We start from the raw sequence: 19,000 nt of genomic DNA, 5'->3' as shown, positions 1-19,000 counted from the left end.
TCACGCACGCCGTGTCGAACAGCACGGGTACGTCGTGCGGCGGCTCAGCGCCAACCAGACTCTCGAAGAGAGTCACCACGGATTCGGACACCGAAAACTCCAGTCGGTGAGTGGAACGGACCTGGACAGGCGGATCGCCCAGGCAGTCGGCACCAGGACCCGAAGGCCCCGCGAAACCCGCTCGTCCCCGGGAGGGCGGGAGTCGTCCGTTCATGATCACGGGGCCCGGACACCGGCGGCTTGTACCGGTTGGCCCCGTGCGTTGTACTTCCTTGCCACCCAGGGCCGCACGGTGAGCCCGGCCGGGGGCGCTGGCCAGGGGGAGGAGTAGCTTGGTCCAGATGAGCACCGGAGTCAGCGTGCCTCCTTGGCGCATCGGGAACACTTCCACACCCGTGGTCGACGTCACCGTGCCGTACGCGAACGAGAACCGGACCCGTGTGCTGCTCAGGGAGTGGCGGCGCCAGGGCGGCGAACGGGTGCCGGCGCCGCCCTATGCGGCTGCCGCGGCACAGCGAAGGGCCGTACCGCGCTCGCATCTGGAAGCAGAACCACGACCGGGCCCGGCTGGGTCACGCGGCGTGACCTCGCTCCTTGTGCTGTCTGAGTTCCCGCTGCGCTTCCTGCTCGGCCACCCGCTGCTCGGCACTGGGGTCCAGGCTGCTGGGCTCGGCCGCGAAAGCCGCGCCGCTGCGGGCCATGGACGCCTGGAAACCGTCCAGGAACTGCCGCTCCACGGCGGTCGCACGGTCGTAGGCGGCGGAGAGATGTCTTAGCGGTCGGCTCCGGAAGTCCTTCGGGGGTCGACCCCGGGACGGCGCGTCTGTCGGGTGTCGCCGAACTCCTGGCTGGCACAGCCGTCGACGAGGGCTGCTACCGCCAATCCGGATGGCCACGGCCATCACCGACCGCCTGGCCGGCCGCGGGCTCGACGCCATCACTCCCGCGCCAGCGGACCGCGCGTTCGTCCACCAGGTCATCTTCAACGGACACACCCGGAGGTGCGCGTCAAACCAAACGGTTTGGGCGTTGTTCTCAGTCCGAGCGAGGGAACATGCGCTCGACGGCGGCCACCAGTGCGGCGCGGCGGGCGGCGATGGAGGGGTTCACGGCCTGGTCTGCGGCAGCGGCGGCGATTTCGGGCTGACCTGCCCAGGTCATGGCGATCTGGTTGATCAGGGCGAGGACGTCGACCGGGTCCCAGGCCGGGTCGAGCAGCCCGATGCGCTGCGCGTCGCGGAGTTGGTCGAGCTTGCCGGCGATCGTGGCCTGGAGGGGGCTGGTGGTGTTGTCTGCGGGCTCGGCCAGCTCCAGGCGGCCCCACATGATCAGGCGGTAGTGGTCCGGACGTGCCGTGAAGTGGTCGAAGAGGATGCCGGCATAACCGGGCAGGTCGGCCGGGTTGAGCTGAGTGGCCTCGACGAGTGCGGTCGTCTCGCGTTCGGCGACGTGCGCGTAAAGGGCTTCCTTGCTGCGGAAGTAGGCGTAGACACGTTCCTTGCTCGTCCTGGCCTGCTTGGCGATGCGGTCCACGCGGGCGCCGGCGATCCCGTGCCGGGCGAACTCCTCCTTGGCTGCGGCGACGATCCGCTGGCGCGTGGAGTCGGTGGACTCGCCCGCGATGGCGGCGTCCGAGGTCTGGCCAGGGTTGGTGGAGCGAGGCATGAACCCAGGATAGGCGACCGAACCGTTCGGTATTGCGTTGCACTCCAGACAGGCATAGGTTCACACCGAACAGTTTGGTTTGGCCAGCCATGGGCTGCCGACATGACACGAGGAGCGATCTCATGCAGCACCGCACCCTGGGACAGCAGGGACTGCGCGTCTCCGCGCTCGGACTGGGCGTGATGGGGATGTCCCTGGCCTACGGCCCCTCGACCGACGAGGACGGCATCTCCACCATCCGCCGCGCCCACGAACTCGGAGTCGACTTCTTCGACACCGCCGAGCTGTACGGCCAAGGCACCGGCAGCAACGAAACGCTGCTCGGCAGCGCAGTCAAGGACTTCCGCGACGAGGTCATCCTGGCCACCAAGTTCGGCTTCGACATGACCAGCAAGACGCCGGGGAGCGGCGTCAACAGCCGCCCGGAGAACATCCGCAAGGTCGCCGAGAACAGCCTGCGCTACCTCCAGACCGACCGCATCGACCTCTTCTACCAGCACATCTCCGACCCCGACGTACCGGCCGAGGAGGTCGCCGGCACTGTCGGTGACCTGATCGCCGAGGGCAAGGTGCAGTACTTCGGCCTGAGTAACGTCGGCCCGCAGTACATCCGCCGCGCCCACGCCGTCACCCCGGTCACAGCCCTTCAGTACGAGTACTCGGTCTTCGAACGCGAGGTAGAGGACGAGATCCTGCCGGTCCTGCGAGAGTTGGGGATCGGCCTGGTACCGTACTCGCCGCTCGGCCGCGGCTTCCTCTCCGGCGTGGTCAAGCCCGCTGACGAGTACCCCGAGGGCGACATGCGCCGCTGGGACGAGCGCTGGCAGGGCGAGAACTACGCCTACAACCTGAACGCCGCCGAGCAGCTCCGAAAGCTTGCCGCCACCAAGGGCATCACCCCCGCCCAGCTTGCCCTGGCCTGGCTGCTCGCCCAGGGCGACGACGTAATCCCGATCCCGGGCACCCGCAGCGCCACACGTCTGGAGGAGAACGTCGGCGCCACCGACGTAGAACTCACCGAGGCCGACCTGGCTTGTATCCGGGAGGTCCTTCCCCAGGGCTCCGCAGGCAGCCGCTACCCGGCCTCGATCATGGCCGACTACCGCACCGACTGACAGCCCGTACACCAAGTTCGGCGGTCCCGGGCATGCGACGGCGAGCGGCGGCGGCATCTCCTTCCAGGCGGGGCTGTGACCGGGGTCTGTGCCCAGGTGCGCACCAGCCACGGCGCGCCCTGCTCCTCCTGATCGACCTCGAGGTCAACCGCTGACGGACGATCCGGCGGGGTGCCGGGGGTGCCACAGGCAGGGCTTCCCAGAATGCGGGCGGCAAAAACCACTTCTACAGATTGGCCTGCCTGTCTTGTCTGTTGCCCCGGCCCGTGCGATAGCCCCGACCCCCGCCGAGCGCGAGCGGCTGAAGAGGATGGCCTACGGTCAAAAGACCGAGCACCGGCCGCGTATGCGGGCTCAGGTGGTCCTGCACGCGGCGCGTGGGCGCTCCGACGCGCGCGTCGCCCGTGAGACCGGATTACACCTGGACACCGTGCGGACCTGGCGGAACCGATTCGCTGCGCTGGGACTCACTGGGCTAGACGACCGCAAGCACTCCGGTCGTCCGCCCCGCTTCACCGCCTTGCAGGTCGCCCAGGTCAAGGCCCTGGCCGGCCGGCTTCCCTTCGACGCCGGCGCGCCACTGTCGCGTTGGTCGTGCCCGGAGCTGGCCCGCGAGGCCATGGCGCGAGACATCGCCGCGTTCGTGTCGGCCTCCACTGTGCGTCGCTGGCTCGCCCAGGACACCCTCAAGCCCTGGCAGCACCGATCCTGGACCTTCATCACCGGCCCTGACTTCCGCCTCAAGGCCGAGCGCATGCCGGACCTCTACGCCCGCACCTTCAACGGCAGGCCGCTCGGTGCGGACGAGTACGTCATAAGCGCGGATGAGAAGCCCTCCATCCAGGCGCGCTGCCGCTGTCACCCCACCCTCGCAGCAGGGCAGGCGAGGGCGATGCGAGTGAACCACACCTACGGCCGCGGCGGAGCGCTGACCTGCTTGGCCGCCTACGACGTCCACCACGCCCGCGTGTTCGGCCGCACCGAAGCACGCACCGGCATCGACCCGTTCATGGCTCTCGTCGCTCAGGTCATGAGCCAGGAACCGTACACGAGCGCAAAACGCGTGTTCTGGGTCGTCGACGATGGCTCCTCCCACCGCGACAAGAAGGCCGCAGACCGGCTGACCGCGGCGTTCCCGAACACGGTGCCGGTCCACACCCCGGTGCCCGCCTCCTGACTGAACCAGGGGGAGATCTTCTTCTCCGTCGTGCAGCGCAAGGTCGTGGCGCCCGATGACTTCACCGACCTTGCCCAAGTCGGGAACCGGCTCCGAGCTTTCGAAGACCGCTACAACGCCACGGCACAGCCGTTCCAGTGGAAGTTCAGCCACTCCGACCTGGACGATCTGCTGGCCAGACTCGACCGGCACACCGCCGATCACCCAGAAGAATCCTCCGTCGCGCCAGCAGCTTGATCAACCCTCGAAGGACTTCCGGAACCGACCGCCAAGGTCTACTCGGTAACGTGAAGGTTGCGGTGTGTGACGGGGTGCGGGTGTCTGCTCGCGGCTTAGTTCTGCGGTGCCAGGGTGCGCAGGACGCAGAACTCGTTGCCCTCGGGGTCTGCCATGACCACCCAGTTTCGGTCTGAACCTTGGCCCACATCCGTCTTGGTGGCGCCGAGGCCGAGCAATCTGGTCACCTCGTCCGCGGTGCTGCCGTCGATCGGGCTGACGTCGAGGTGAAGCCGGTTCTTCACAGTCTTGCCCTCGGGCACCTGGATGAACAGCAAGGTGGGCGGCATCTGGCGAGCCCGGACATCCTCGACGGTCGGCACCCAGGAGCCGATCTCGACCTTGCCCTCGCTCCGGTCGATCACCTTGAAGTCCAGGACCTGGCACCAGAAGGCCGCGAGCCTCTCCGGATCGTGGCAGTCAACGGCCAACTCGGTGAACCTACTTGTCATTGACTCTCCCAGATAGTGCGGACGGGACTCAGAATATGGCCCGTGCCACCCTCGTCCTGCTCCAGCTCCAACACGGCCGCACCACCTGAACGAAGATCACGAACTGTCACGAGACATTACCGCCAAGGGTTCACTGAAGGAGGATCACCTTGCGGAGTAGTTCGAATCCGGCTCGTCCGTAGAGCTGCCTTTTGATCTCCTTGATGCGGTTCACGGCGCCCTCGGTGCCGCCGGAACACCAGTCCAGGGTGAGTCCGGATGTCCAGCGTCGAGGTCCCGGAGCAGGTGGAGTCCGAAGCCGGTGAGACCGGGTAGTTGGCTGGCATTGACGGCGTCGATCCACGCGGGAAGAGTGGAGCCGAGGCGACCGACCGGGAGGCGTCCACCCTGGCCAAGTGGCTGGTGAAGCGCCCCGGAATCGAGGTCGTCTGCCGGGATCGAGCTCCGTTCTTCGCTGAAGGGGCCAGGGCCGGGGCGCCTCTGGCGGTCCAGGTCGCTGACCGGTGGCATCTTTGGCACAACCTCGGCGAGGCCGCTGAACGGTGCGTCGCCGATCACCGAGCTGGCCTAAGGGGCACGGCGCCCGAGCCACCCCGCCCGGTTGAGGAGCCCGATGCCCCGACGGACAGCTCTGGCTCGCCGCGGCCCACCGGCCACCGGTTCGCCGACCGGACTCGGGCCAACCATGCGGCCGTCCACGCACTGCTCGCATCTGGTCACAGCCGCCGCGGGATCCAACGCCGTCGGGGCGGGGGCTGTGCAAGACAGGCCGTAGCATCACTACCGTTCCTACTGTATATAATCCACATGTACAGTTTGGAAGAGATGGAGGCCCGTCGTGCGGGTGGTGTTGTCCAACAGCAGCGGCGTGCCGCTCTATCAGCAGATCAAAGAGCAGATCGGCGCGGCCATCCTGTCCGGGGAACTCGCCGAGGCCAGCGCCTTGCCCTCCGTGCGGGCCCTCGCTCGTGATCTGAGGATCAGCATCATCACCACCAACCGCGCGTACACCGAGCTGGCCGCCGAGGGATTCATCGCCACGGTCCCCGGCAAGGGCGCCTACGTCCTGCCGTTGGACTCGGCGCTCGTGCGCGAGCAACTGCTGCGCCAGGTGGAGGACGGCCTGCAGACCGCCCTGGACGCCGCCCGGCGGGCTGGCCTCGAACGCGAGGAACTCATCCAGATCCTGGATGGGCTGATGCGGGCCGAGCACGAGCACGCCTGAGATCAGGAGGATCCGTCAGTGTGCAGTGAACTCGCGTTCGCCCTGCGGGGCGTGGGCGCCGAGGTGGGCAACGGCTTCGCGTTACGCGATGTGAGCTTCGAGCTGCCGACCGGCTACGTCATGGGCCTCATCGGCACGAACGGCGCCGGCAAGACGACGACGATCCGCTGCCTGCTGGGCATGCGGGGGTTCAAAACCGGCGAAATCGAGCTGCTCGGCCATCGGGTACCCGGCCCGGTCGCGCTGCGCCAGGACATCGGGGTCGTGCTCGATCACACCTACCTCGTGGGCGACTGGCGGCTGGCCGAGGTCGAGCGGACACTCCGTCCCTTCTACGACCGTTGGGACGGCGACCGTTACCGGCGGTTGCTCGAGGAGTTCGGCCTGGACATGCGAGCTAAGGTCAAGGACCTCTCCCGCGGCATGGCCATGAAGCTCATGATCGCCGTGGCGCTGTCGCACCGCGCGCGGTTGCTCGTCTTCGACGAGCCGACCAGTGGCCTGGATCCCGTCGCCCGGGACGAGCTTGTCGGTATCATCGGGGACTTCCTCCTCGACGAGGGACACAGTGTCCTGTTCTCCACGCACATCACCTCCGATCTGGACCGCATCGGCGACTACCTGACGCTCATTCAAGGCGGCCGCGTCGTCCGGACCGGCCCCAAGGACGAGATTCTGGACGCCTATCGGGTAGTGCGGGGCGGGCCCAAGGATCTGAGCGGCCTCGTCGGGGTCGAGCTGATCGGCCTCAGGCGGACGCCGGCCGGGGCGGAAGCTCTCGTGTCCACCGAGGAAGCCAACCTTCTCTGCGGGGACGTCCTCGTCGAGGCGCCCACCCTGGAGGAGATCGCCATCCACATCGGATCGCCGCCAATGAAGCCGACAGCAACGCAGGACGGCCGAAGCGGGGCGGCCACATGAGTGCCGTCGCCCGTATGGCCGTGCTGCACCTGCGTACCGTCGCACCGTACCGGACCCAGGGCCTGCTGGTATTCGGCCTGATGATCCTGGTGCTCGCCCGCAACCCTGATCATGTTGTACCGGCGCTCGCGGTGCTGCTCGCCCCGTTGATCGCCGTACACCCGTTCGTGGTCGCCGACAAGGCAGGCCTGGAGACGCTGTACGCCGTCCTGCCCCTGCCTCGCCGTACGGTGCTGCTCGGGCACTACGCCTGGGCGCTGGCGAGCTTCGTCGCCACCGTCGCCGCAGGTACGGTGCTGGCCCTTCTCCTCACGCAGGCCGAGGGAGTGCCGTTCGGCGGTCGCACCCTGGTGACGATGCTGACGCTGGCCTGGGTGCTGTTCGCCGTCAACATCGCGATCCAGTTCCCGCTGCTGATCCGGTTCGGGTACGCCCGCATCAGTGTCCTGGGTACCACCATGCCCCTGTGGCTGGTCATGCTGGCGGTCTATCGGCTGCACCTGACCATCGCGTCGATCCAGGCTTGGCTGCCGCTTGTCTGGGTGGCCGGGGCAGCCGCCATAGTGACATCCGCAGTCCTGGCGGCGCATGCGCCAAGGCTGCGCGCATAGCCCGACCGTGCGTACGGCGGCGCAGATAGCGGGGTCTGAGCTTGTTCCGCTTTGACGGAGACCATCGGTGTGATGGCCAGGCCCGCAAAAGCGGCCTCGTAGTCGGCGGGTGTGCGGTAGCCGAGGCTGCTGTGCAGCCGCTGCAAGTTGTACCAGCTCTCGATCCACTCGAAAATCGCGGTACGGGCGGCAGCCCGGCTGGGCCAGGGGGCGGGTGTCGGTCAGCTCGTTCTTCAGGGTGGCGAAGAACGACTCGGCCGGCGCGTTGTCCCAACCCCGCCCGGTGCGGCCGACCGACAGTCGAACGCCGAACTCCGCTGCAGCGTGCGTCGGCCGCCCGCTGCTCCGCCGCGGCCAGCAGCGCCTGCCGCGTCCGTGCGGCGAACCCCATCACCCAGGCCAGCGGCATCGGGGCCAACGCGGCGAGGACGTCCAGACCGCCCCGGAAGTCACTGGAATCGGTCGTCATCCGGTTCAGCCACAGACCGGCCACGCCCAGCAGGATGACGCCGAGCACCGCCGACACGGTCCGCCTCCAACTCGCGCAGTGACTGCCCAGGTTGTAGAGCAGCACCGCCAGCGGCAGGAAGACCAGCGGTGACAGCTTGGCCCCCTCGCCCGCACTCCCCCCAGGTCGCCAGAAGAGCCCCGAAACCTACGACGAAGGCGGTGGCCGGCAGCCGCCGCCGCAGCAGCAGCAGCAGCAGCAGGACCACCATGCCCACCGCCTCGTACACCGTGAGCGACGCCCAGGCCGGCCCGGAGGCGTCCACGTACGGCTGTGACAGCAGCGCCGGCAGAAATGTCAGTACCACCAACCCGGCATCGGCGCCCCACCCGGGCCACCTGCCGTCCATCACTCTCACCCGTCCGACACTAAGACCTCACACGCCGGCCTTCATCACTCCAAAGAACCACTCACGCGCGGCACGGCCGATCCTACGTGTCGTCGGCGGAACTGCGCGGCGCGACTGAGGCCCCGACTGGTGCTGGGCGGGGATCTCGACCGTCCCGGCGTCAAGAGGAGGAACCGACAGGGGCGCGACCACCTCGTCGGCACGCGGGGAAGGACTGGCTGCACATCGACGCCGGCAGCGCTCTGGCGGACCCCGTCGTCACCCTCTGTGTAGGAGCCGACCCCGGAGCGGAGAGCGGCTGGGTGCCCGCCGCCCGCCGAGTGGACCGGTACCGGACGCGGCAACCGCATCCGGCTGAGCACGGACGGCCACCTCACGGTCACCCGCGACGACGACGGCACCGTACGGGCAACGCGCCGGAGGCCGCCAGCCGCCGTACCGTTCCCGCCGGACCCGGCCCGCGCCCGGGTGGCCGAGTCCGGGCGGCGGGGTCCATGGCGGTCAGATCGCCCCACTCCTTCATCGTCAAAGGCAGGTGCGACCCTGAAGTCGGGGCCAGGTGGAGCGCGGCATGGAGAACCCCCGTCGTCTCTGCTGTGCCTGCCGGTCGTGTGGTGCCTGGGCCAGTGCGGCAGGCACTGGCTGGGTGCTGGTTCTACTTGATGTGGACGCAGTAGGCGTCGCCGTTGAGGACGCCCAGGCTTTTGCAGAAGCCCCCGAGGCGGGCCCTTGCCGGTCGCGGCTGCCCCGGGAAACCGACCTCCCCGGCCACCCACTCGACGGGACCGCGAAAAGCCACCGAGCAACAGGTGAATGCTCTGTCCCCGTGTCCCTTCGTCAGCCCTCCGTCAACGCTCGGCGGCTCACGGTGAGTACACACCGGCTGGCACCGGCTCCGATCGCTGTTCGGGGCAGGGGAGGTTGTCGGAGAGCGCGCTGCAGGAAGGGTGACTGTCAGTAATGCTGGTCCCGGTGAAGGCCCTCGGTGCCGACGCCGCGGCCCCAGTCCCCGAAGTTCGTGTTGCCCCACTCCATGTTGACGACGAAGGAGCACGCTGCCGCGAGGGTGACCCTGAACGGGCTGTCGACATCGGGGCGGTGACCCTGCTCGTCGCCTTGATGACACCCGCGGCCGTCCGGCACTTCCTCGCCTGGCCCGCACCCACGACGCCTCGTCGCGGGCGAAGGCCCGAGGGTCCGGGCCATACGCCTGGCGCGACCCACGCACGGTGGTCTTCGGCTCCGTCGCCCTGGCTTTCGCGCTGCCGGAAGGAGCCGGGAGCTCGAGACCACGGCCGAGCCGCCCCCGCGCGACCTCGTCGTCGAGTTCATGGGGCGCCACATCGGCTTCCGGCATGGCGGGCGGGGGCGGCGAGCGCTTCGGGGACACCGACATCTGTGTGCCCGGCGAAGGAAACTGCCTCGTGGCCCTCTGAGGCCACTTGCTTCTGAGCGCCGACGGCACCGGCGTCTCGACTACTTCGAGTGGCCCAGGTTCGAGGCCCACCGGGAGGGAGCGAACGCCGGAAAACAGGACAGGGCGCACGAGGTCTTCTCCAGCATTGGGCGAACGATTCGGCCACGGAAGGTGGTACCGCTGCCACCACTGCCCGTTCCGGCCGCCGACGTGATCCGATCGTGCCGGGGCACCCACTGCGGGGGCTCCGGCTCCGTCGGGAGAAGGAGATCGCACAGGCAATGGATCACCCGTCCCGCTCTCCGGGTACCGTCAGGGTATGAGTCATCCGCACCCTGAACTGAAAGCCGCCCCGCCTCTTCCCGAAGGGGGGCTGCGGGTCATCGGCCTGGGCGGCCTGGGTGAGATCGGCCGCAACATGACCGTCTTCGAGCACGCGGGCAAGCTGCTCATCGTCGACTGCGGAGTGCTGTTCCCCGAGGAGACCCAGCCCGGCGTGGACGTGATCCTGCCGGACTTCACCTCGATCCGGGACCGGCTGGACGACATCGTGGCCGTGGTACTCACCCACGGCCACGAGGACCACATCGGCGGCGTGCCGTACCTGCTGCGCGAGCGGTCCGACATTCCCCTCGTCGGCTCCAAGCTGACGCTGGCGTTCCTGGAGGCCAAGCTCAAGGAACACGGCATCCGGCCGCGCACGGTGCGGGTACGGGAAGGCGACCGGCGCGGCTTCGGGCCCTTCGACTGCGAGTTCGTAGCGGTCAACCACTCCATCCCCGACAGCCTCGCGGTCGCGATCCGCACCCGGGCCGGGATGGTGCTGCACACCGGCGACTTCAAGATGGACCAGTTCCCTCTCGACGACCGCATCACCGATCTGCGCGCCTTCGCCCGCCTCGGCGAGGAGGGCGTGGACCTGTTCCTCACCGACTCCACCAACGCCGAGGTACCCGGCTTCACCACCTCCGAGCGTGAGCTGAACCCGGCGATCGAGCAGGTGATGCGCACCGCGCCGCGCCGGGTCATCGTCTCCAGCTTCGCCAGCCACGTGCACCGAATCCAGCAGGTCCTGGACGCCGCCCACCAGCACGGCCGCAAGGTCGCCTTCGTCGGCCGGTCGATGGTCCGCAACATGGGCATCGCCCGTGACCTGGGCTATCTGAAGGTCCCCTCCGGTCTGGTCGTGAGCACGAAGGAGCTGGAGAAGCTCCCGGACCACAAGATCACTCTGGTGTGCACCGGCTCCCAGGGCGAACCGATGGCCGCGCTGTCACGGATGGCCAACCGCGACCACCAGATCCGCATCGGCAAGGGCGACACCGTCCTGCTCGCCAGCTCCCTCATCCCCGGCAACGAGAACGCCATCTACCGGGTGATCAACGGACTCACCCGGTGGGGCGCCCACGTGGTCCACAAGGGCAACGCCAAGGTGCACGTCTCCGGGCATGCCAGCGCCGGCGAACTCGTCTACTGCTACAACATCGTTCAGCCCCGCAATGTCATGCCCGTGCACGGCGAATGGCGCCACCTGCGGGCCAACGCCGACCTCGCCATCCGTACCGGTGTCGACCCCGACCGGGTCGTCATCGCCGAGGACGGCGTCGTCGTCGACCTCGTCGACGGGCGCGCATCCATCACCGGCAAGGTCACCGCCGGCAACGTCTACGTGGACGGCATGGAAGTCGGCGGCGCCACCGAAGCGTCCCTCAAGGACCGCCTCACCCTCGCCTCCGAGGGCGTGGTCACGGTGGTGGCGATCGTCGACGCGGACACCGGCGCCCTCGCCGAGGCCCCCGACTTCCTGGCCCGGGGCTTCGTCCACGACGACGCCACCTTCGAGCCGGTCGTCCCCGTCATCGAGAAGACCCTGGCCACCGCAGCCGAGGAAGGCGTCGGGGACGCGCGCCAACTCGAACAACTCCTAGCCCGCGCCGTGGCGAACTGGGCGTTCCGCACCCACCGCCGCAAGCCCCTCATCATCCCCGTCATCATCGACGCCTGAGCCACAGCCCGGCAGCACGGTCCCCGTTCCGGCCGCGGTACCGCCCAGGACGGACTTCCCGGGTGGTACCGCCTCAGCGGTGATCAGAAGCTGCCCCAGATTCCTGATCCCCGCCACCCACGGCGACCTCGTCACCCAGTACATCCGTCACGCCCGCTCGCGGTTCTCTCCTCCGGCAGGGCCCGGTCGACGCGTCGAGCACGCCTGAGCTGCGGAACGGCGGTGCGGTTCCTAGGCGGCCTCGTCCGTCGGCGGTGCAGCGGTTGCCTCGGGTTCGGGCGTTCTGATCAGGCTGATGTCTTCGGCTGAGGCTTGCCGCCCTCGGCGCGCAGTTGCTCGTTGATGCGCTGGGCTTCTTCGAGCTGGTCTTCGAGGATGATGATGCGGCAGGCGGCCTCGATGGGGGTGCCCTGGTCGACGAGTTCGCGGGCGCGGGCAGCGATGCGCAGTTGGTAGCGGGAGTAGCGGCGGTGGCCGCCTTCCGAGCGCAGGGGGGTGATCAGGCGGTGTTCGCCGAGGGAGCGGAGGAAGGCAGGGGTGGTGCCGAGCATCTCGGCGGCCCGGCCCATGGTGTAAGCGGGATAGTCGTCATCGTCGAGAGGGTCGATGGGACGGGAACTGGCAGGGGGCATAGACCTCTTCTTCCAGGGGACGCGTCGGGGGGCCCGGGTGCCATACGGCACCCGGGCCCCGAGCTTTGCAACACCATCTACCGGCACACTGCGCCGGCCTTCTGTGTCCGCAGCTTCCGCCCGCGAGGGCAGGGCTGCGGGGATCGCGGATGCGTGACCGGGGACCACCTTCCAATCCGGGGCCTGCGGTACCCGGGCGGACTGCTTCCTCGCCCGGGCGATCCTGATGGCGTTCGGTTCCTTACCTTCGGTTACTCGGTTGTACAGCTGGATACCGCGGGTACTGCTCGCGGCCCCTGCGGGGCCGCGTCCTGCTTGACCTGCTTGCGCGGCAGTTCGTGCCTGCCGTGCCCTCTTCGACTTCCTGGGTACGACGGAAACAGTAACCCCGCGACGGGCCAATGTCTACTGCAGCCATGACAGTTTTTCTCCATGAGATGTACGTCGGCTTCTATCGCGGATACACCAGGAAGAGTGCTCACTCGAATGGCGGCCCCCACTTCCCGTACAGCAGTCCTCGGTGAGACCGGCCCGGTGCTCACCCACGCTGAACGGCGTCCCAAACCACGTCCCCCCTCGTAGCGTGGAGTCCCTGATTGCAGGGGAAGTCGAGGTTCATGGGGTCCGAGCAGCGGACGTACACGCCTTCGGCTGCGGCGGGAGATGTCGGAGAAGAACAAGCGGATCCGCGAGCTGGAGAGGGAGCGCGATGTCTTCAAACGCTGCATGGCCTTGTGGGTGAAATGGCTGCGGCGGACCCGGCCCAGGTGGCCGGGGTGATCAGCGACTGCAGGGCCGAGCAGGACATTCCGCACACCCTGACGTGCCGCGTCCTGGGTGTGAGCGAGTCGTGGTTTTACAAGTGGCGCCACCAGCCCGTCACCGCCCGCGAGGTGCGGCGCAGGAAGCCGGCCGACGCGATCCGGCAGATCTTCGACGCGTCGGGCGGCACGTATGGCTCGCCGAAGGTCTGGATCACGCTCGTGCGCCAGGACTGGAGGGTGTCGGTGAACCCCGTCGCCCGTCTCATGGCCGACCTCGGCCTGGCCGGACGGAAGATCCGAAGGCGCCGGGGGCTGACCAGGCCGGGCAAGCGGACCGCGTGCCCGGACCTCGCGCGCCGCGACTTCACCACCGATGCCCCGGACCAGGTGCGGGCCAGGGATTTGACGGAGATCGTCACCGGCGAGGGCAAGCTGTATCTGGCCACCGTGATCGACCTGTTCTCGCGCCGTCTGCTCGGCTATGCGATGGGCACCCGTCACGACGCGGAGCTGGTCGTCGCCTCCCTGCACATGGCCGCAGCCACCCGCGGCGGGGACGCCAGGGGGTGATCTTCCACTCGGACCGCGGCAGCGAATACCAGTACCGGGGCTTCAGACGGGCCTGTCGCCGGCTCGGCATGACCCAGTCCATGGGCAGAGTCGGCTCGTGCTTCGACAACGCCGTCAGCGAGGCGTTCAACAGCGTGCTCAAAGCCGAGTACGTCCACCGGCGCACCTTCACCACCCGCACCGAGGCCCGGCTGAGGATCGCCACCTGCATCACCGGCTTCTACAACACCCACCGGCTACACAGCGTTTGCGGGCACCGGAGCCCGACCGACTACGAACGAGACCACCAGGCCGACCCCACCGCGGAGTGGGCCGCTTAAGTGGTCCTAACAAAGGCGTTGGACGTGGCGGTAGGTGATCAGGCAGGTGGCGAGGCCGAGGAAGGCTTCATGAATGTCATCGCGCCGCTCCCAGCGGATGCGCAGACGGCGGAAGCCGTGCAGCCAGGAGATGGTGCGTTCGACGACCCGGCGGAAGATACCCAGGCCCGAGCCGTGCGGCTGACCTCGTTCCGCGATGGCCGGACGAATACCGCGTTTGCGCAGCAGACGCCGGTACTTGTCGTGGTCGTACCCACGGTCGGCAAACAGCATGTCCGGCCGTCGCCGCGGCCTGCCCACCATGCCGGCGACCGGTGGAACCTTGTCGAGCAGGGGCAGGAGCTGGGTGACATCGTTGCGGTTCCCGCCGGTCAGCGACACCGCGAGCGGGATGCCCTGCCCGTCGGTGAGCCCGTGGTGCTTGCTGCCCGGCCGTGCTCGGTCGACCGGGCTGGGCCCGCTTTTGGGCCCCGCCGGGCCGCCCGCACATGGGACGAGTCGATCACCGCCCTCGACCAGTCCAGCTTCTTCGCCGACCGTAGCTTCCTCAGCAGTACCAGGTGCAGTTTCTCCCACACGCCGGCCTCGTTCCAGGCCGCCAGGCGTCGCCAGCAGGTCATGCCCGAGCCGAATCCCAGCTCCTGCGGCAGCTACTCCCACTGGATCCCGGTGTGCAGCACGAACAGGATCCCGCACAGTGCCTGCCGGTCCGGTACCCGGTGCCGACCCTCCACCAGCTTCGGCCCTGGCTCCCGCAGCAACGGCTCGATCAATGACCACAGTTCATCCGACACGACCCACGGTCGCGAGTGACGTTTCCCCACGACCACACCAACGAACGAACAAGCCGATGGTCACCTGATCAACAACTTCTGTTAGTACTCCAGTACGGTTTCGTGATCTATCCAGCAGGGTCGTCGGCGGATCGTCGTCGGTAGTGGCTGCGTCGGGCTGTTGACTGGTGTTCTCTGCGCCAGTTGGACCAGTGCAGCCACCGGCTCATGGGGCCCTGAGGCTGGGACGGCAGGTAGTAGGGCTCGCCCCGCGAACGGGGATGACGGAGATCACCCGTGGAGCCACTATCCCCCTGAGACCGTTGCCCGCGGACCTGCCGCCGACGGCTCAACGGATCACCCCAGCTATGACGATGCGAGACAGTCGACGACCGTCTCGATGTATCGACGGAGCCGAGACGACCCGATGAAGCTGGACGACATTCTGTTCATCGCATAGCCGATCGTGACACCGCGGTCCGCATCGGCGATGACGGCCGACCCGCCCCATCCGGTCCAGTAGCACGTACGGCCTTCGGGTACATAGGGCATCGCGCTCGATCCTGACAGCGCGAATCCGATCCCGAACCGCAAAGGCACGCCAAGCACGAGATCAGAGCCCTCACTCTGCTCGTGGAAAACGAGGTCGATCGTGTCGCGGGACAGCAGGCGCTCGCCGCCCACGACCCCCTCACCCGAAATCACCCGGAGCGAGCGGACCAGCGAGCGAGCATTCCCGTGCCCGTTCATCGCGCCGAGCCGAGCTCGCCTCCACCAAGCGGTGTTCGCGGCTTCCGCCAGGAGGACCGGTGCGCTGAACGTCCGGAAGGCCGGGCTGTCCGGAGAGACCGCGCTGAGATCGGCCTTCACCGGTGGTGGTGGAACGATCGGAGCGACCCGCGTCCAGTCCGTCTCCCGCGCTCCCAGCTGAATGTCGGCATCCAGGGCGACGGCGAGGTCGCCCGTGATGAGATCGTTCAGCGGCGCGCCGGTCACACGGCGTACCAGCTCATCGATCAGGGTGCCGTAGGTTGCGACGTGGTAGCCGGAAGCAGCGCCCGGCTCCCACCACGGGGCCTGCCGGGCTAGCGCCGATGCCGCGCTGGTGTGGTCGGCGAGATCCTCGATCGTGAAGGGCGGATCCCAGCCGGAGACCCCGGACGTGTGGCTGAGGATGTGTCGGACCTCGATGCCCTCCTTGTCGTTGACCCCGAACTCCGGCCAGTAAGTGGCCACACGCTCGTAGGGGTCGAGCAGGCCACGATCGATGAGGAACAACGCGGCGAGTGCGGTCACCGTCTTCGTGGTCGACCACAGGTTCGTGATCGTGTTCTCCTCCCAGGGTGCCGTGTGCTCCGGGTCACAGAACCCACCCCAGAGATCGAGGACGCTGTGCCCACCGACGTCGACGGCAAGGCTCGCGCCGAGCTCCTCGCCCGACGCGACCGCCTCTGCGAACATTTCACGGACCGCCGAGAAGCGCGCGTCGCATGTTCCAGATACTTCGGATCGTTCTTCACGGTTAAAGCCCATAGCACGCCTTCCGCTCTCGCGTCGCTTTGATGCCCTGCGGCGAGGGCAGGCACAGGCTAACCATCGCGCTCACGGAGCACCGGATTCTCATGCCGAAACGGCAACACCCAGTACGCGATCACGCCGGACCGCGTACCGCACGCGGATGGGTGTTTCCTACACAGTCGGTGTCGACGACCGTGGAACGAGTGAGGGCCGCGCCCTTCTCGACGGACAGAGACGCATCGCGTTCCTGACTGATAGGACTCCGTTAGTACTCCAGTGCGGTTTCGTGAGCTATCCGGTGGGTTCGTCGACGGTCCGTCGTCGGTAGCGGCTGCGTCGGGCTGTTGCCTGGTGGCGTCTGCGCCAGTTGGACCAGTACAGCAGCCTGGCCGCTGTCACGGCCGGTGGGTGGAAGACGGCGGTGAGCAGGTGGCGGATTTCCGGGACGGTCAGAGTGATCGGGTCGCGGCTGCGGGCGGGGTGGTGTGCATCGGCGGGCCGCTGCGGTGCCGCGTCGGCGGCCAGGGCGGTCAGGAAGGCGAGGGGCCATCCGGTGAGTGCCGCAACCGTCGGGTGCCTGCTGCACGGCCTGGGCTACAGCCTGCAGGGCACCGTCAAGACCACCGAGGGCGCCAGCCATCCGGACCGCGACGCCCAGTTCGTCCACCTGAACGCCACGGCCACCGCCTTCCTGGACGACAGACAGCCGGTGATCAGCGTCGACACCAAGGCCAAGGAATGGCTCGGCAACCGAGACCGGCCCGGTCGCACCTGGCGGCCGGGCAAGGACCCGTTCAAGGTCGACTGCCACACCTTCACCACGAGCGACCAGCCCGTCGCCATCCCGTATGGGATCTACGACATCGCCACCAACACCGGCTGGGTCAACGTCGGGACCGACCACGACACCGCCGAGTTCGCGGTGGAGTCCATACGCCGCTGGTGGCAGCGCCGCGGACAGGTGCACCACCCGGACGCAACCCGGTTGCTGATCACCGCCGACGCCGGCGGCTCGAACGATCCCCGCCGCTGGACCTGGAAGAAACACCTGGCCGCCTTCGCCCTGGAGAGCGGCTTGGAGATCACGGTCTGCCACCTTCCGCCGGGCACGTCGAAATGGAACAAAATCGAACACCGAATGTTCTGCCACATCACCGCGAACTGGCGCGGCCGACCACTGACCAGCTACAAGGTCGTCATCGAAACCATCGCCGCGACGACCACACGCACCGGGTTGACCATCGGCGCCGAACTGGACACCGGCAGCTACCGCCTGGGCACTACGGTGGCCGCCGCCGAGTTCCAGGCCCTGCCGATCACGCCCGACGCGTTCCACGGCGACTGGAACTAACCCATGGCGCCAGTCCCGCCCCGAACGCCGCAGACGCCGGCGACCGCCCGGCGGATCGACCCCGACCTGACCACCATGCTCAGCAATCCGGCCCTGACCGGCATGCCGCGCTCCGACTTCGAACGCCTGGTGGCAGTCTCCGAGCCGTACTGGGACGCCCTGGCCGAAGCGGCCTTCCAGCGACGCTTCCACCGTCCGCGCAGTTACCTCCACCCACAGACCAGCAGCCTGGACCACTACCACCGCCTCCTGGCGGCGCTCTTACGCCGACGCAGGGCGATCACCAGCACCCTCCTGGCCCAGCTTCTTGGCGTTACCCGCACCAACCTCTCCAACCAGTTCCAAGACGGGCACCGACTCCTGGACCTGCATCGCATCGCCGTTACACCGCTGCCTGGGCCGCCCGCCCGGACCCTCGAACAGCTTCGAGTTCGCTCGCCTGACGAGGAGCATCCGAAAGATCAACCCTGACAGTTATTCAGAAACACGCCCCAGCTGTGCCGGTGTACTGCCGCTGCACCCCTGCCGAGGAGCGGCCCTTCTTCAGGAAGCCGGTCTCGTCGACAACGAGAACGCCGCCGTCGGCGTCGAGGAGCTCGGCGGCATAGGCACGCAGGTCGTCGCGGACAGCATCGGCGTCCCAGCGGGCGTAGCGCAGCAGGCGCTGCATCGGCCCCGGCGGGCGTGACCGGCCTGTTGGGCCAACTGCCAGCAGTTCTCGCGCTCGACACGCGACAGCAGCCCGAGCAGATAGGCACGGGCACTCGCCCTCGGCTCAACTCTGCCGAAGCGGCCCGCGATCCGGGACATGACCTGGTCGAACATAACTCGCCAGCGGACAGGGTCTACGCTATGGCCTGCGGCCACCGCACGATCTTCAGGAGTCCACACAACCCCCGATGATCACGCGGTGGCCGTACCCAGTCCTAGCCGGGGCCACCGCAAGATCGCGAAACCAGACTGGAGTATCAGGACCTCTTTGCACACCGGACCTGCTCGCCCGGTGGGCAGCCGAATGTCCGGCAGTCCGGCTGGCACTCGCGGGCCTCGCCGTGACGTTCCCTACTGCCCGCACGCTGCCCGCCTTGACCCCACGGCTTCGGCGCTTCGTCGAGCAGCACCCACAGGGCACCGACATCGGCAACCACGTGCGTTTCATCCTGGTACTGGCCGCCGAGAACGACGACCAGACCCTCGCGACCGTCGAGTCGCTCACCGACGCCTACTGGAAGGGCACCTCCCGCGGAGCACCGACACCACCCCGAGCTCTCCACCTGCTCGACCAGATGCTGAACCGGGTCGGAACGGGCCTCACACGATCACGCCCTGGGGAATAACGCGACCGTGGACG

General features: G+C 68.0%; 14 protein-coding genes and 6 pseudogenes. 12 read left to right on the top strand and 8 right to left on the bottom strand.

Annotated elements, in window-relative coordinates; translation table 11 throughout:
- Positions 1-572: 572 nt before the first annotated feature.
- Together AB0G56_RS38890 and AB0G56_RS38885 are read right to left on the bottom strand one after the other, a co-directional pair.
- Positions 573-767 (bottom strand): annotated as a pseudogene (locus AB0G56_RS38890) (hypothetical protein); the annotation flags it as partial.
- Positions 768-1,035: 268 nt separating this feature from the next.
- Positions 1,036-1,665, bottom strand: a complete 630-nt coding sequence (locus AB0G56_RS38885) for a TetR family transcriptional regulator (RefSeq protein ID WP_360980003.1) — start codon at positions 1,663-1,665, stop codon at positions 1,036-1,038.
- A 122-nt stretch (positions 1,666-1,787) separates the two neighbouring features.
- Between AB0G56_RS38885 and AB0G56_RS38880 the strand changes: the two genes are divergently transcribed.
- The 3 genes from AB0G56_RS38880 (at position 1,788) to AB0G56_RS38870 (ending at position 4,194) form a co-directional block, all read left to right on the top strand.
- Positions 1,788-2,780 carry an aldo/keto reductase gene (locus AB0G56_RS38880; RefSeq protein WP_360980000.1) on the top strand — a complete coding sequence of 331 codons (993 nt, stop codon included), beginning with the start codon at positions 1,788-1,790 and terminating at the stop codon, positions 2,778-2,780.
- A gap of 310 nt (positions 2,781-3,090) precedes the next feature.
- The gene (locus AB0G56_RS38875; protein ID WP_360979997.1) at positions 3,091-3,957 is read left to right on the top strand and encodes an IS630 family transposase; all 867 of its coding nucleotides are present in this window, start codon (positions 3,091-3,093) and stop codon (positions 3,955-3,957) included.
- Positions 3,958-3,987: 30 nt separating this feature from the next.
- Positions 3,988-4,194, top strand: coding sequence for a hypothetical protein (locus tag AB0G56_RS38870; RefSeq protein ID WP_360979994.1), 207 nt, complete (start codon positions 3,988-3,990; stop codon positions 4,192-4,194).
- 95 nt (positions 4,195-4,289) lie between these two features.
- Here AB0G56_RS38870 and AB0G56_RS38865 read toward each other — a convergent pair whose 3' ends face one another.
- Positions 4,290-4,685: a VOC family protein gene (locus tag AB0G56_RS38865; protein WP_360979991.1), complete on the bottom strand. Its 396-nt coding sequence runs from the start codon at positions 4,683-4,685 to the stop codon at positions 4,290-4,292.
- Between the two features lie 369 nt (positions 4,686-5,054).
- Here AB0G56_RS38865 and AB0G56_RS38860 point away from each other — a divergent pair.
- From AB0G56_RS38860 to AB0G56_RS38845, 4 genes and pseudogenes are all read left to right on the top strand, one after another.
- A pseudogene (locus tag AB0G56_RS38860) lies at positions 5,055-5,435 on the top strand (transposase); the annotation flags it as partial.
- An 88-nt stretch (positions 5,436-5,523) separates the two neighbouring features.
- On the top strand, positions 5,524-5,910 hold the full coding sequence (locus AB0G56_RS38855; RefSeq protein WP_360979988.1) for a GntR family transcriptional regulator: 387 nt from the start codon (positions 5,524-5,526) through the stop codon (positions 5,908-5,910).
- A gap of 18 nt (positions 5,911-5,928) precedes the next feature.
- A complete protein-coding gene (locus AB0G56_RS38850) occupies positions 5,929-6,831 on the top strand; it encodes an ABC transporter ATP-binding protein (RefSeq protein ID WP_360979985.1) in 903 nt (300 codons plus the stop codon).
- Positions 6,832-6,845: 14 nt separating this feature from the next.
- Entirely contained in the window at positions 6,846-7,442 is a 597-nt protein-coding gene (locus AB0G56_RS38845; RefSeq protein WP_360979982.1) for an ABC-2 transporter permease, read from the top strand.
- 86 nt (positions 7,443-7,528) lie between these two features.
- Here the strand turns inward: AB0G56_RS38845 and AB0G56_RS38840 are convergent.
- Positions 7,529-7,751, bottom strand: a pseudogene (locus AB0G56_RS38840) (integrase core domain-containing protein); the annotation flags it as partial.
- Positions 7,752-10,035: 2,284 nt separating this feature from the next.
- Here AB0G56_RS38840 and AB0G56_RS38835 point away from each other — a divergent pair.
- Positions 10,036-11,721 carry a ribonuclease J gene (locus AB0G56_RS38835; RefSeq protein ID WP_360979979.1) on the top strand — a complete coding sequence of 562 codons (1,686 nt, stop codon included), beginning with the start codon at positions 10,036-10,038 and terminating at the stop codon, positions 11,719-11,721.
- Between the two features lie 287 nt (positions 11,722-12,008).
- Here the strand turns inward: AB0G56_RS38835 and AB0G56_RS38830 are convergent, their stop codons facing one another.
- Positions 12,009-12,353, bottom strand: coding sequence for a MerR family transcriptional regulator (locus AB0G56_RS38830; RefSeq protein WP_360979976.1), 345 nt, complete (start codon positions 12,351-12,353; stop codon positions 12,009-12,011).
- 743 nt (positions 12,354-13,096) lie between these two features.
- Between AB0G56_RS38830 and AB0G56_RS38825 the strand changes: the two genes are divergently transcribed.
- Together AB0G56_RS38825 and AB0G56_RS38820 are read left to right on the top strand one after the other, a co-directional pair.
- A complete protein-coding gene (locus tag AB0G56_RS38825; protein ID WP_360979973.1) occupies positions 13,097-13,687 on the top strand; it encodes an IS3 family transposase in 591 nt (196 codons plus the stop codon).
- Between the two features lie 68 nt (positions 13,688-13,755).
- Positions 13,756-14,007 (top strand): integrase core domain-containing protein, encoded by a 252-nt coding sequence (locus AB0G56_RS38820; protein ID WP_360979970.1) that lies wholly within the window; start codon positions 13,756-13,758, stop codon positions 14,005-14,007.
- Between the two features lie 6 nt (positions 14,008-14,013).
- Here AB0G56_RS38820 and AB0G56_RS38815 read toward each other — a convergent pair.
- Together AB0G56_RS38815 and AB0G56_RS38810 are read right to left on the bottom strand one after the other, a co-directional pair.
- Positions 14,014-14,837: pseudogene (locus tag AB0G56_RS38815) on the bottom strand (IS5 family transposase).
- A gap of 309 nt (positions 14,838-15,146) precedes the next feature.
- Positions 15,147-16,241 carry a serine hydrolase domain-containing protein gene (locus AB0G56_RS38810; RefSeq protein ID WP_360979967.1) on the bottom strand — a complete coding sequence of 365 codons (1,095 nt, stop codon included), beginning with the start codon at positions 16,239-16,241 and terminating at the stop codon, positions 15,147-15,149.
- Between the two features lie 598 nt (positions 16,242-16,839).
- Here AB0G56_RS38810 and AB0G56_RS38805 point away from each other — a divergent pair.
- Positions 16,840-18,020 (top strand): annotated as a pseudogene (locus AB0G56_RS38805) (ISAzo13 family transposase); the annotation flags it as partial.
- A 119-nt stretch (positions 18,021-18,139) separates the two neighbouring features.
- On the opposite strand, the pseudogene AB0G56_RS38800 reads toward AB0G56_RS38805, so the two are convergent.
- Positions 18,140-18,459, bottom strand: a pseudogene (locus AB0G56_RS38800) (transposase); the annotation flags it as partial.
- Positions 18,460-18,734: 275 nt separating this feature from the next.
- On the opposite strand from AB0G56_RS38800, the gene AB0G56_RS38795 reads away from it, so the two are divergent.
- Positions 18,735-18,986 (top strand): hypothetical protein, encoded by a 252-nt coding sequence (locus AB0G56_RS38795; protein WP_360979964.1) that lies wholly within the window; start codon positions 18,735-18,737, stop codon positions 18,984-18,986.
- Positions 18,987-19,000: the final 14 nt, after the last annotated feature.

It is taken from the genome of Streptomyces sp. NPDC021356 (assembly GCF_040641015.1).
In the GTDB taxonomy this organism is placed as follows: Bacteria; Actinomycetota; Actinomycetes; order Streptomycetales; family Streptomycetaceae; genus Streptomyces.
This window is presented reverse-complemented; position numbering and strand designations above follow the sequence as displayed.